Genomic DNA, 12,581 nt, shown 5'->3' on the forward strand with positions numbered 1-12,581 from the left:
CGGCCACCGGGGCGACGCAAGCCGCCCGCAGCTCAGGGTCGATAATGAAGCGGATTCGGACAACACACGCCGTGCCCCGTGGCAGCCGTCGCGGGGCACGCGAGAGGAGAAACACCATGACCGACAGCGCCACGAAGTCCCGAGCCGCCGGCTCCACCGTACGGCTGCTTTCCATCCTGGTCATCGTGGCCGGCGTGATCATGGTGATCGGCGGGGCAGCCACCTGGTTCACCGTGCAGAGCCAGCTCGCCGACGAACGCATCACCGTCTCCGCCGACGCGGACTGGTTCGCCGGCGAGAAGATCGACGGCCCGCTGACCGCGTACGCGGAGGCCGAGGTCATCGAGAAGCACTCGCTCGAGGCCAGCGGCGGCAAGACCTACGCCGAACTCGACAAGGCGGACCCGACCCGGCAGACCGTCATGACCGGCTCGTTCCTCCGCTCCTCCCTGTTCACGTCGGTCGTGTCCTTCGGGATCGCGGCGATGGTGATGGGCCTCGGGCTGGTGCTCGCCCTCATCGGATACTCCCTGCTGTCCCTCTCCCGCCAGCTCAACGCGCACCCGCCGGCGGCCCCCACCGCCTCCTGACCGCACCGACGGCCGGCCACGCAGCCCCACCGCGTGGCCGGCCGTCGCACGCCCGGTGACGTCCGCGAGCGGCACGCCCGGTCCGGCCGGCCCGGGGCACCGGATCGACGTCCGGCGCGGCTTCTCCGGACGCCGACCCCGGCGTCCGGATCGCTGATCATCGTGTCGGGCGTACCTGCTACGGTCGCGCCGCCGCTGCACCAGTCGGACCGGAGGTAGGCGTGATCAGCTCGCACGTGTCGTCGTTCGTCGGATTGCCGGTGGTGGCCTTCGCCCCGGGGATGACACTTCCCGACGATCCGTCGGCGGTCGCCTGGCGGCTGGATGTGGACGACTTCGACGCCGGGCCCGAGGAGTTCGCCAACCTCCTACGCGCCCTGCGCGAGCAGGTCCCGGCCAACGCGGTACGCGCCCTGGTGATCGGCGAGTGGGGCGAGTCCTACGAGCGGGCACTGCCGGTCGAGGCGCTCGTCGAGGCGGCCGGTGACTGGACCGGGCTGCGGGCGGTCTTCCTCGCCGACCTGACCTACGAGCAGTGCGAGATCTCCTGGCTGACCCACGGTGACATCACCGGGCTGCTGGCGGCGTACCCGTTGCTGGAGGTGCTGTGGGTGCGCGGGGCGCAGGGCCTGCGGCTGGCACCGATCCGGCACGCCGGGCTGCGGGAGCTGCGGTTCGAGACCGGTGGGCTGCCGGCCGAGGTGGTCCGCGCCGTCGGCGCCTGCGACCTGCCGGCCCTGCACCGGCTGGAGCTGTGGCTGGGCCGGCAGGACTACGGCGGCGACGCGAGCGCCGGGGACCTCGCCGGGGTGCTCTCCGGCGCCGGCCTGCCCGCCCTGCGCCATCTCGGGGCGTGCAACGCCGAGATCGCCGACGCGGTGGCGGCGGCCGTCGCCACCGCGCCGGTGGTGCCCCGGCTGGAGGTGCTCGACCTGTCGATGGGCACGCTGACCGACGAGGGCGCGCGGGCGCTGCTGGCCGGCCAGCCGCTTACCCACCTGACCCGGCTCGACCTGCACCACCACTTCCTGTCGGAGGAGATGGCGGCGACGGTGCTCGCCGCGCTGCCGGGGGTGCGGGTCGACCTGGCGGACGCGCAGGTCCCCGACGAATACGACGGCACCCTCTTCCGCTACACCGAGGTCGGGGAATAGCCGGCGATGGAAACACGAGCTCTCCGAGGAGGTGCCCGCCGCGCTGCCGGGCGTCCGGGTCGACGTCTCCGACCCGCAACAGCCCGACGAGTACGACGGCGAGAGCTATCGCCACCCGGCCGTGGGCGAGTGACGTGCGGCTGACCGTCGTCGCCAACCCCGGCAACCGGCGGGTCGACCTGTTCACCCGGGCGGTCCTCGACGCCGGCCTGCCCCGGCCCGAGGTGCTGCCCTGGGTCGACGTGCTGACCGGGGCGGCGCCGCCGCCGGCCGACGCGCTGGTGCGGGTCGACTCCCCGGGCGAGGACCCCGAGGTGGACCGCCTGCTGCGCCGGGCCACCGCCCCCGCCCGGCACGGCGAGTTGGTCGGCCTGGCCGACACGTACGCCGGGCTGCTGCGGGGCCTGGGCCGGGTCGCCGACGGTGGCGCGGAACTGCTCAACGATCCGGCGGACGTCGCGGTGCTCTGCGACAAGCGGCGCTGCCACGCCCGGCTCTCCGCCGCCGGGGTGCCGGTGCCGGCCGCGCTGCCCGCCGTGCACGGGTGGGCGCAGCTGCGGGCGGCGATGGCGGCGGCCCGCCGGAGCCGGGTCTTCGTCAAGCCCGCGCACGGCTCGTCCGCCGCCGGGGTCATCGCGCTGGCGGTGGCCGGGCGGCGGGTGCAGGCGGTCACCACGATCGAGGCGACCCCGGAGGGGCTGTTCAACTCGCTGCGTCCCCGCCGCTACACCGACGAGGCCGAGGTCGCCGCGATCGTCGACCGGATCGCCGGGGATGGCCTGCACGTGGAACGGTGGCTGCCCAAGGCCGGGCTCGGCGACCGGGTGGTCGACGTCCGGGTGGTGACGGTCGCGGGGCGGCCCACCCACGCCGTGGTGCGCGCCGCCCGGGGGCCGCTGACCAACCTGCACCTCGGCAACGCCCGCGGTGACCTCGCCGAGCTGCGCTCGGCCGTCGGGCCGGCGGGGTGGGCCGCGGCGATGGAGACCTGCGAACGGGTCGCCGCATGCTTCCCCCGCACCCTCCAGGTCGGCATCGACCTGATGTTCCTCGTCGGCTGGCGGCGGCACGCGGTGGCCGAGGTCAACGCCTTCGGCGACCTGCTGCCGGGGGTGCTCACCGACGGCCGGGACACCTACGCCGAGCAGGTCCGCGCCCTGACCGACGGCCGCTGGTCGCGCCGACGGGAGGTGCTCGGGTGCGGCACCTGATCGGCAGCCACGACCTGCTCCTGCTCACCCTCGACACGCTGCGCCACGACGTCGCCGCCGACCTGGCGGCGCGGGGCCGCACACCGCACCTGGCCCGGGCGCTGCCCGGCGGCCGGTGGGAGCGCCGGCACTCCCCCGCCAGCTTCACCTACGCCGCGCACCACGCGTTCTTCGCCGGTTTCCTGCCCACCCCGGTTGCCCCGGGCCGGCACGAGCGGCTGTACGCGGCGGCGTTCGCGGGCAGCGAGACCGCCGGTGCCGACACCTGGGTTTTCGACGCGCCGGACCTGCCGACGGCCCTCGCCGGCGTCGGCTACCACACGCTCTGCCTGGGCGGGGTCGGCTTCTTCAACGGCCGCAGCCCGCTCGGGGCGGTCCTGCCGGGCCTGTTCGCCGAGGCGCACTGGGAGCCCGGGTTCGGGGTCACCTCCCCCACCTGCCTGGACGCCCAGCTCGACCGGCTGGCCGAGGTGCTGCCGCGGGTGCCGGCGGCGCAGCCGCTGTTCACGTTCCTCAACGTCGCGGCACTGCACCAGCCCAACCGGCACCACCTGCCCGGTGCCGAGGCCGACGACCTGGCCAGCCACGCCGCCGCCCTGGAATACGTGGACGGCCGCATCGACCGGCTGTTCGCCCTGCTCACCGGGCGGGGCCGGCCGGTCTTCGCGATCGTCTGCGCCGACCACGGCACCGCCTACGGCGAGGACGGCCACACCGGCCACCGGATCGGCCACGACGTGGTGTGGACGGTCCCGTACGCCCACTTCGTCCTGCGACCGGGGGAATGGTGACCAGCGCCGGCACGGGCCTCGACGGCTCGCCGTACCAGCAGTACCTCTACGCGTACCCGCACAAGACCTCCTACCGGCCGCTGCGTCCGCGCCCGGCGTTGGCGGACGTGTGGCGGGCGGAGCCGCGTGGGGCGCTGCTGCTCTACGTCCACCTGCCGTTCTGCGAGATGCGCTGCGGGTTCTGCAACCTGTTCACCCGCGCCAACGCGCCGGCCGAGCAGGTGACCGACTACCTGCGGCAGTTGCGCCGGCAGGCCGGGCGGGTCGCCGACGCGCTGGGCGACGACGCCCGATACGCCCGCGCGGCGTTCGGCGGTGGCACCCCCACCTATCTGACGGCCGACGAGCTGACCGAGCTGTTCGCCGTCGCCACCGCGATGGGGGCCCGGCTGCCGGGCGTACCGCTGTCGGTGGAGACCTCGCCGGCCACCGCGACGCCGGACCGGCTCGCGGTGCTCGCCGCGCACGGCACCACCCGGGTGAGCATCGGCGTGCAGAGCTTCCTCGACGCCGAGGCCCGCGCCGCCGGCCGGCCGCAACGCCGCGCGGAGGTGGAGGCGGCCCTGGCCGCGATCCGCGCCGCCCGGATCCCCGTGCTCAACATCGACCTGATCTACGGCATCGACGGGCAGAGCGCTGACACCTGGCGGGCGAGCCTCGACGCAGCCCTGGCGTGGCGGCCCGAGGAGCTGTACCTCTACCCGCTGTACGTGCGCCCGCTGACGGGGCTCGGGCGCCGGGCGCACGGCCGCGCGGACTGGGACGCCCAGCGGCTGGCGCTCTACGAGCAGGCGGTGACGACGCTGGGCGCGGCCGGCTACCGGCAGGAGTCGATGCGGCAGTTCCGCCGCGCCGACGCGCCCACCCCGGACGGACCGGACTACTGCTGCCAGGACGACGGCATGGTGGGCCTCGGCTGCGGCGCCCGCTCCTACACCACGTCCCTGCACTACTCGTTCGACTACGCGGTCGGCGTGTCGCAGGTGCGCGCGGTGCTCGACGACTACCTGACCCGGGCGGCGGACGACTTCGGCTACGCCGAGTTCGGGTTCACCCTGGACGGCGCCGAGCAGCGCCGCCGGTGGCTACTGAAGTCGCTGCTGCGCGCCGAGGGGGTGGACGCGGCGGCCTACCGGGCCCGCTTCGGCGGTCCGCCCGGCGACGACTTCCCCGAGCTGGGTCGGCTGGTCGACCGGGGGTGGGCCCGCGAGGGCGGGTTGCGGCTGACGCCGGCCGGATTGGCCCGCTCCGACGCGATCGGCCCGTGGCTGACCTCGGCGGCGGTGCGTGACGCCATGACGGGCTACGTGCCGCGGTGAACCTGGCGATCCTCTACCGGGGGCCCCTGGCGAGCTGCAACTACGACTGCCCGTACTGCCCGTTCGCGAAGCGGCGCGACCCGCCGGAGCTGCTGCGCGCCGACCGGGCGGCGCTGGGCCGGTTCGCCGGCTGGGTGACGGCCACCGCCGACGTACGGCTGTCGGTGCTGTTCACGCCGTGGGGCGAGGGGCTGACCCGCCGCTGGTACCGGGACGCCATGGTGTCGCTGTCGCACCTGCCGCACGTCGAGCGGGTGGTGATCCAGACCAACCTGGCCGCCCGGGTGGACTGGCTGGCCGACGCCGACCCGCGTGCCGCCGCCCTGTGGGCGACCTACCACCCGGGTCAGGTCGACCGGGACCGCTTCCTGGGCCGCTGTGCCCGGCTGTCGGAGTTGGGTGTGCGCTACTCGGTCGGGGTGGTCGGTCTGCCGGAGCACCTCGCCGAGGCGCGGGCGCTGCGGGCCGCCCTGCCCGCCGGGGTCTACCTGTGGGTGAACGCCGCCGAGGGCTGGCGCTACGACACGGCCGAGGAGGCGACCTGGACGGAACTGGATCCGCTGTTCGGCTACAGCGTCCGCCCGCACCTGTCGCTCGACCGGCCGTGCCACGCGGGCGAGTCGGCGATCTCGGTGCGCGGCGACGGCACGGTGCGCCGCTGCCACTTCATCGACGAGCCGATCGGCAACCTCTACGACGGTTCGTGGCGCCCGGCCCTGCGACCGCGCCCGTGCGGCAACGCCGTCTGCGACTGCCACATCGGCTACGTTCACCTCAAGCCGCTCGGCCTGCGCGACGTCTTCGCCGGCGGCGTGCTGGAACGCATCCCGGCGGCCTGGCCGTCGGCACCGCAGAGCGCGGGGGGCGGCCCGGCGTAGGCCGGACCGCCCCCCGCGAGCGGGTGAGTCAGTGCGCGCCGGGCACGGCGGCGGCCGCTTCCTCCCGGACCCGCCGCTCCTCGCCACTGAGGGTGTGCAGTGGCTTCTCCCGGATGAACAGCACCACCACCAGGGCGAGGACCGCGAAGGGCGCGGCCACCAGGAACAGTTCGCCGGTGGCGGTCCCGTACACGTCCTGGATGATCTTCAATACCGGCTCGGGCAGGGCGGACAGGTCGGGCACCTCGGTGGAGCCCTCCCCGCCCGTGGCGCCGCCGGCCAGCGGGCCGAGCTTCTCCGCGCTCAGGGTGCCGACCCGGTTGGCCAGCACCGCGCCGAGCGCGCTGACGCCGATCGTGCCGCCCATACTGCGGAAGAAGGTCAGCACGGACGTGGCCGCGCCGAGTTCGTGCGCCGGCACGTCGTTCTGGGCCGCGAGCACCAGGTTCTGCATCAGCATGCCGACGCCGATGCCGAGCACCGCCATGTAGATGCTGAGCAGCAGCATGCTGGTGTCGGCGTCGATGGTGGCCAGCAGCAGCATGCCGACCGACATCACCGCGGCGCCGGCCACCAGGTAACGCTTCCAACGACCGTACTTGGTGATCAACTGGCCGGCCACTGTCGACGAGACCAGCAGGCCGAAGATCATCGGCAGGCTCATCAGCCCCGCCACCGTCGGCGACTTGCCGAGCGAGAGCTGGAAGTACTGGGACAGGAACACGGTGCCGCCGAACATCGCCACACCGACCAGGATGCTGGCGATGGTGGTCAGCGAGACCGTCCGGTTGCGGAAGATGTCCAGCGGCACGATCGGCTCGTCCGCACGCGACTCCACCCAGACGGCCAGCCCCAGCAGGGCGAGGCCGCCGCCGACCATCAGCGCCGTCCATCCCGAGGCCCAGGCGAACTTGTTGCCGGCCAGCGACGACCAGACCAGCAGGGCGGAGACCCCGGAGGTGATGAGCAGCGCACCGAGCCAGTCGATCTTCACCTTCCGGCGGATCACCGGCAGGTGCAGGGTGCGCTGGAGCAGGACGATGGAGAGCAGGGTGAACGGGACACCGATGAGGAAGCACCAGCGCCAGCCCAGCCAGGAGGTGTCCACGAGCACGCCGCCGATCAGCGGGCCGGCGATGGTGCCGACGCCGAACACGGCGCCGAAGATGCCGGCGTAGCGGCCCAGCTCGCGGGGCGGGATCATGGCCGCCATCACGATGGTGGCCAGGGCGGTCATGCCGCCGGCGCCGATGCCCTGCACGACCCGGCTGGCCAGCAGCACCTCGACGTTCGGGGTGAACCCGGCGATCAGCGAGCCGACCGCGAAGAGACCGAGGGAGAGCTGGATCAGCAGCTTCTTGCTGTAGAGGTCGGCCATCTTGCCCCACAGCGGCACTGTCGCCGTCATGGCCAGCAGCTCCGTGGTGACGATCCACGTGTACACGGTCTGGGTGCCGTTCAGGTCGGCGATGATGCGCGGCAGCGCGTTCGCCACGACCGTGGAGGCGAGGATCGACACGAACATGCCGACCATCAGGCCGGAGAGTGCCTGAAGCACCTCGCGGCGGGACATACGGCCGGCGCCGACCTCGGGGGTCGCGGCGGGCACGGTGGCGGTCATTGACCTTCCTTACCGGATGATGGGTTCACGGCCTTCCGGGCTCAACCTTCCCGGAAGGGGCTTGCGGGTCAGGCTCTTCCGGGTTGTGGCAGCCCTGCGGCGACGGCCGCGAAGGCCTCGTCGACGAGGTCGGCCAGGTCCGGCTGGTCGGGCTGGCCGGCCCACCTGGTCATCGCGGTGCGCAGCACCGCACCGGTCACGGCGGTGACGAGCGCCGGGTAGCCGTGGTCGGGGTCGACGCCGACCCGGGCCGCGACGACCTCGACGATGGCCCGCTCCGTCTCGGCGTTGCCGGCCAGCAGGCGGGGCAGCAGCACGGGGTTGCGTGCCACCACGTCCATCCGCAGACACCACAGCTCACGTTCGGCGCGCGCCTCGTCGACCACCTCGTCGAGCGCGGTGCGCAGCGCGGCCAGCACCGGCACCTCGGGCGGCACGGCGGCCAGCCGGGCCACCAGGCGCTTCGCCTCCCTCGCCTGGTCGCCGATCAGCGCGTCGTCCTTGCAGGCGAAGTAGTTGAAGAAGGTGCGCGGGGAGACGTCGGCCGCCTCGCTGATCTCGTCCACCGTCACCTGGGCCAGGCCGCGCTCGGCCACCAGGCGCAGCGCCGCCTCGGCCAGCGCGGCCCGGGTGCGGCGCTTCCTGCGGTCGCGCCGCCCGGAGGCGGGTTCGGTGCCGGCGGATGTCACGCGCAGACGCTACATGCGATCTTGCAGTCTCTGCAATCTTTATCGCGGGCGGTGACGCGCGTCATCCCCGGCCGGGCGCGCCGGCCGGCCGGGCCGCCGGCGGGCAGGGCGCTAGGGTCGGGGTCCATGCGGACGAAGCAGGAACTGGGCGCGGCCATCCGGCGGGACCGGCGGGCCGTCCTCGTGGTCAACGCCCGCTCCCGCCGGGGCCGCCAACTGCACGAGCAGGCCCGGCACAGACTGACGACGGCCGGCTTCCGGCTGCTCGCCGACCACCCCGTCGACGAGCCCGGCCAGCTCGAACGCGCCCTCGCCGCAGCCGTCGCACGCGGGCCCGACCTGCTCGTGGCCGGCGGCGGCGACGGCACCCTCAGCGCCGCCGCGCGGGTGCTCGCCCACCGGGACATGGCGCTCGGCCTGCTGCCGCTGGGCACCACCAACAACTTCGCACGCACCGTCGGCGTCCCGCTCGAACTCGACCGGGCCGTCGAGGTGCTGGCCGGCGGCACCGTGATCGACGTCGATCTCGGCCTCGCCGGCGACCTGCCCTTCACCAACCACGTCGGTGTGGGCCTCTCCGCCGACATCATGCGCCGCACGCCGCCCCGGCTCAAGCGGGCCACCGGCCGGCTGGCGTACCCGCTGACCGCGCTGGCCCTGCTGGCGCGACACCGGCCGCTGCGCGTCACCGTCCGCGCCGGGGCCACCCGGCACGAGTTCGTCACCCACCAGGTGTACGTGGCCAACGGCGGCTTCCACGCCGGCCGCCCCATCGCCGCCGACGCCGACGCCGACGACCGGCTGCTGGTCGCGTACCCGGTCGGCGGCGCGAACCGCCGGGGACTGCTGCGCGACACCGCCCGCAACGCGGCGACCGGGCACCGGCGCTCCGTCGGCGACGAGCCGTTCCTCGCCGTCGGGGAGCTGTGGCTGGAGACCGACCGACCGGCGCGCGTCGAGGTCGACGGCGAGCTGTGCGGCCGTACACCGATCCGGATCGGCCTGGCCGCCAACGCGCTGCGGGTGATGGCGCCCGCCGGCAGCCCGGACCGCTGAGGCGTGGCCGGGACCGTGCGCGGCGCGTACCGCGAGGGCCCGCGACCCCCGAGGGGTGGCGGGCCGTCGCGGTACGCGGGCGCGCCGGTCAGTCCGCTGCGGAGCGGAAGACCGGGTAGTAGCCGCCGGACTGGCCGGCCGCCGTGGGGTGGTACGAGACGCCGATGGTGGCGAAGTTGAGGGCGTGCAACCACTTCTCGCCGCCGCTGCACAGCTGGTGCCCGACGAAGCTCGAACGCACGTCGGCGAAGGTGAATCCGGCGGCGACGGCGGCGGTGCGGGTCAGGTTGTCGACCAGGTTGATGCCCTCGTTGATCTTCGTACGCGAGGCGACGCTCAGCCCGACGCAGGTGGTGCCGAGCTGGTAGAAGACCGGGTAGCCGACGACCACCACCCGGGCCGAGGGCGCCCGGTCCCGGATCCCGTTGTAGACGTTGCGCAGCAGGCCGGGCAGCTCGGCGCGGGCCTTGTCCTGGGCGGCCTGCACGGCGGCCACGCACTTGGTGGAGCCCTGCAGCACGCAGGTGGTCATGATGTTGGCGAACCCGACGTCGTTGCCGCCGACCGTCACGCTGACCAGGGTGGTGCTGGCGCTGAGCGCCGAGAGCTGCGTGCTGATGACGCTCGTGGTGGTGGCCCCGGAGCAGGCCACCGAGCGGTACGACGCGGGCTTGACGTTGGTCGCGTACAGCGCCGGGTACGCCTTGGTGCTGCGCTGGCAGGAACCGCTCTCGCTGGTGTAGCTGCCGGCACCGACGCCCGAGGCGTACGAGTCGCCGAGCGCCACGTAGTTGTCGGCGGGCGCGGCCTGGGCGGGCGCGGCCAGGGTGAGGCTGACGCCGAGAGCCGTGGCGAGGCTCAGGGCGAGGGAAACGAGACGGGTTCTCCGCACGTCGCACTCCGGGGGTAGAAGAATCGAGTGCGAGATTGATATCACCGAATATCTACGAGCGAAAGATCTTGCCGGTAAATTTAGGGGTACCGGTAATATCCAACGGGGTCGCGGACGCGGGCGGCTGACCCTGGCCTCAGCGGGACGCCTCGCACGCACCCGCGGCCGTCGCCACGAACACCGTCTGCGCCTGCTCGTCGGCGTCGAGCCCGGGCACCGCGTGCGCCCGCACGTCGACGAAACCGGCCCGGGTCAGGGCGACCCGCCAGCCCGCCACGTCCAGCAGCGGCGACGCCGGCAGCCGCGGCTCGTCGTCGGCGTGCCGCCACCACCCCTCGGCCAGGGCGAAGGTCAGCGTGTTGTAGTCGAGCCGGCTGGTCATCTCGTTGATCACCAGGATGCCGCCCGGCCGCAGCAGTGCGTGGCAGTGCCGCAGCGCCACGGAGATCCGCATCGTGGCGTGCAGGACGTTGCTGGCCAGCACGACGTGCATCGAACCCGGCTCGAAGCCCTGCTCCCCCGGCGCGCCCTCCACGTTGTAGCGGGCGAAGTCCACGTGGGGCCGGCCGGCGCCGAAGCACCGCCGCCCCAGCCGCAGGAACCCCGGCCCCACGTCGGTGTAGAGGTACCGCAGCCGCTCGGCCCGGTCCGCCAGGGCGTCCAGCACGGGCCCGGTGGTGCCACCGGTGCCCGCCCCCACCTCCATCACCTGGGCCACCGACCGGGGATAGCGGCGCAGGAACCGCTGGACATGCCCGTGCACCGCCGCCGCACAGAGCCGGTTGAAGAAGTCGAGCTGGACGTTGTCCTGGTAGATCGCGGAGACCAGGTCCGTCGAGCCGCCCGGGAAGAGGACCTCGTTGGCCGGCGCGTCGCCCCGCACCACGTCGACCAGCCGCTGCTGGCAGGCGACCAGCAGCGGCACGTACCCGGCGATCTCCGGGTGCTCCCGCCGCAGCGCCGCAGCCGAGAGGTCGACCGCGTCGTCACCGGCGAGCCCGGCGACGCGATCCGACACGGCGAGCCGGCCACCGTCGCCGCGCAGCAGCCCCGCGCGCGCCAGCATGTCGAGCAGGGCGTCGGCGAGCCGCTCGTACCCGGGCGCCACCGCGAGCCGGGCCAGGATCTCCTCGCGGCCCGCGGTTCTCCCGGCGACCGGCAGGACGCCCGCGGCGGCCAGCCGGCCCGCCAGCAGCCGCCGGCCGAAGTCCGTCACCGCGTCGAAGGAGACCCGGAACTGCGCGTAGCGCTCCTGGTCCAGCTCCGCGAGAGGCGACGGCGTAGCCTCGGCGTCCGTTACGGTCATGATGTGCCCTCCACTGTGCGGGTCCTGCGGTGTCGGGTCAGTCCGACATGGCCACCAGCACCCGCCGATCACCCGTGTACGGGCGCCGGCCGTGCGCGGTGAGGATGTTGTCGATCAGCAGCAGGTCGCCGACCCGCCAGTCGACGTCGACCGCGGCCGCCAGGCCCCGGTCACGGATCTGCGCGACGTACTCGTCGGGGATCGGGGAACCGTCGGCGAAGGTCACCGACTGCGGCAGCTCGTCCGGCCCCATCACCTGCGTCATCACCCGGGCGATCTCGTCGTCCAGCCCGGCCGGATGCCACTGGTCGGCCTGGTTGAACCAGACCTCGGCGCCGGTGACCGGATGCCGCAGGGTCGCCGGCCGGAGCTGGACCACCCGCAGCCCGTCGGCGGTCCACTCCCAGGTGGCGCCGGCGCCGGCGAGGAACTGCTCGACCTCGTCGCGGCTGTCGGTCTCGAACGTCTCCCGCCAGCTCTTGCCCAGCCCCAGGCCGTCGTGCAGGTTCTGCTGGTAGCGCAGGCCACCGGCGAAGTCGGCGCGCAACCGCGGGTCCAGCGACTGCAACCACAGCTCGGCGTCGACGACCGGGGTGGCGCCGCCGGTCTCGGCCGCGATCTGGCAGAAGAAGAGCAGCCGGGCCGGCCACTGCGCGGCGTACGACAGCTCGTTGTGCATGGAGATGGTGTACCGGGCCGGGTACTCGGTGGACGTGTAGACGTTGCGCCCCACCTTGGTGCGCGGCGAGTTGCCGTGCACGTAGGCCAGTCGCCTGGGCAGCAGCAGGTCCATCACCGGATCCAGGGTGTCCGGCCGGACCCCGAAGCCCCGGAAGACCAGCGCCTTCTCGGCGGTGAGCAGCTCCGCCAGGTCCAGCTCGCGAAGGTGTCCGGCCAGGCCCTCGGCGCTCGGTGCGCAGCCGGCGCTCTCCGGGGTGATCTCCAACGGCTTCCAGCTCGCGTGCTCGGTCATTCCAGGGGCTCCCCACCGTCTGAGGCTGTGCGATCCGTCCCAGCCTCGGACGGGTCGCTATATTTTGTCGATATCGCCGGCCGGCGGCGCGGGTGCCCGGC

The 12,581-nt window shown here is 73.7% G+C and carries 12 protein-coding genes; 7 read left to right on the forward strand and 5 right to left on the reverse strand.

Annotated elements, in window-relative coordinates:
- Positions 1-116: 116 nt before the first annotated feature.
- The 6 genes from ACQ452_RS16645 (at position 117) to ACQ452_RS16670 (ending at position 5,943) form a co-directional block, all read left to right on the forward strand.
- Positions 117-590, forward strand: a complete 474-nt coding sequence (locus ACQ452_RS16645) for an aromatic ring-opening dioxygenase LigA (protein ID WP_433385342.1) — start codon at positions 117-119, stop codon at positions 588-590.
- Between the two features lie 221 nt (positions 591-811).
- Positions 812-1,744, forward strand: coding sequence for an STM4015 family protein (locus ACQ452_RS16650; RefSeq protein ID WP_433385345.1), 933 nt, complete (start codon positions 812-814; stop codon positions 1,742-1,744).
- Between the two features lie 134 nt (positions 1,745-1,878).
- Positions 1,879-2,955 (forward strand): STM4014 family protein, encoded by a 1,077-nt coding sequence (locus ACQ452_RS16655; protein ID WP_433385348.1) that lies wholly within the window; start codon positions 1,879-1,881, stop codon positions 2,953-2,955.
- A complete protein-coding gene (locus ACQ452_RS16660) occupies positions 2,943-3,746 on the forward strand; it encodes an STM4013/SEN3800 family hydrolase (protein ID WP_433385351.1) in 804 nt (267 codons plus the stop codon). The genes ACQ452_RS16655 and ACQ452_RS16660 overlap by 13 nt, the downstream gene beginning before the upstream one ends.
- Positions 3,740-5,065 carry an STM4012 family radical SAM protein gene (locus ACQ452_RS16665; RefSeq protein WP_433385354.1) on the forward strand — a complete coding sequence of 442 codons (1,326 nt, stop codon included), beginning with the start codon at positions 3,740-3,742 and terminating at the stop codon, positions 5,063-5,065. Before ACQ452_RS16660 ends, ACQ452_RS16665 begins: the two co-directional genes overlap by 7 nt.
- Entirely contained in the window at positions 5,062-5,943 is an 882-nt protein-coding gene (locus tag ACQ452_RS16670) for an STM4011 family radical SAM protein (RefSeq protein ID WP_433385357.1), read from the forward strand. The genes ACQ452_RS16665 and ACQ452_RS16670 overlap by 4 nt, the downstream gene beginning before the upstream one ends.
- Before the next feature lie 28 nt (positions 5,944-5,971).
- On the opposite strand, the gene ACQ452_RS16675 is transcribed toward ACQ452_RS16670, so the two are convergent.
- Both ACQ452_RS16675 and ACQ452_RS16680 read right to left on the reverse strand, forming a co-directional pair.
- Positions 5,972-7,564, reverse strand: coding sequence for an MDR family MFS transporter (locus ACQ452_RS16675; protein ID WP_433385361.1), 1,593 nt, complete (start codon positions 7,562-7,564; stop codon positions 5,972-5,974).
- Between the two features lie 68 nt (positions 7,565-7,632).
- Positions 7,633-8,253 (reverse strand): TetR family transcriptional regulator, encoded by a 621-nt coding sequence (locus tag ACQ452_RS16680; RefSeq protein ID WP_433385364.1) that lies wholly within the window; start codon positions 8,251-8,253, stop codon positions 7,633-7,635.
- A 126-nt stretch (positions 8,254-8,379) separates the two neighbouring features.
- Here ACQ452_RS16680 and ACQ452_RS16685 point away from each other — a divergent pair, with 126 nt between their 5' ends.
- Positions 8,380-9,309: a diacylglycerol/lipid kinase family protein gene (locus ACQ452_RS16685; RefSeq protein WP_433385367.1), complete on the forward strand. Its 930-nt coding sequence runs from the start codon at positions 8,380-8,382 to the stop codon at positions 9,307-9,309.
- A gap of 88 nt (positions 9,310-9,397) precedes the next feature.
- Here the strand turns inward: ACQ452_RS16685 and ACQ452_RS16690 are convergent, their stop codons facing one another.
- The 3 genes from ACQ452_RS16690 to ACQ452_RS16700 all read right to left on the reverse strand — a co-directional run bounded on the left by ACQ452_RS16690 (position 9,398) and on the right by ACQ452_RS16700 (position 12,480).
- Entirely contained in the window at positions 9,398-10,201 is an 804-nt protein-coding gene (locus ACQ452_RS16690; RefSeq protein WP_433385370.1) for an SGNH/GDSL hydrolase family protein, read from the reverse strand.
- A 136-nt stretch (positions 10,202-10,337) separates the two neighbouring features.
- Entirely contained in the window at positions 10,338-11,507 is a 1,170-nt protein-coding gene (locus ACQ452_RS16695) for a class I SAM-dependent methyltransferase (RefSeq protein WP_433385372.1), read from the reverse strand.
- 37 nt (positions 11,508-11,544) lie between these two features.
- On the reverse strand, positions 11,545-12,480 hold the full coding sequence (locus ACQ452_RS16700) for a TauD/TfdA family dioxygenase (RefSeq protein ID WP_433385375.1): 936 nt from the start codon (positions 12,478-12,480) through the stop codon (positions 11,545-11,547).
- Positions 12,481-12,581: the final 101 nt, after the last annotated feature.

Source organism: Micromonospora sp. KLBMP9576 (assembly GCF_050941805.1).
Lineage (GTDB): Bacteria > Actinomycetota > Actinomycetes > Mycobacteriales > Micromonosporaceae > Micromonospora.

What these genes read in the sequence shown, in the direction of transcription:
- ACQ452_RS16645 (WP_433385342.1), top strand. Translation starts at nt 117, where the DNA reads ATGACCGACAGCGCCACGAAGTCCCGAGCCGCCGGCTCCACCGTACGG.
- ACQ452_RS16665 (WP_433385354.1), top strand. Translation starts at nt 3,740, where the DNA reads ATGGTGACCAGCGCCGGCACGGGCCTCGACGGCTCGCCGTACCAGCAG.
- ACQ452_RS16675 (WP_433385361.1), bottom strand. Translation starts at nt 7,564, where the DNA reads ATGACCGCCACCGTGCCCGCCGCGACCCCCGAGGTCGGCGCCGGCCGT.
- ACQ452_RS16685 (WP_433385367.1), top strand. Translation starts at nt 8,380, where the DNA reads ATGCGGACGAAGCAGGAACTGGGCGCGGCCATCCGGCGGGACCGGCGG.
- ACQ452_RS16695 (WP_433385372.1), bottom strand. Translation starts at nt 11,507, where the DNA reads ATGACCGTAACGGACGCCGAGGCTACGCCGTCGCCTCTCGCGGAGCTG.
- ACQ452_RS16700 (WP_433385375.1), bottom strand. Translation starts at nt 12,480, where the DNA reads ATGACCGAGCACGCGAGCTGGAAGCCGTTGGAGATCACCCCGGAGAGC.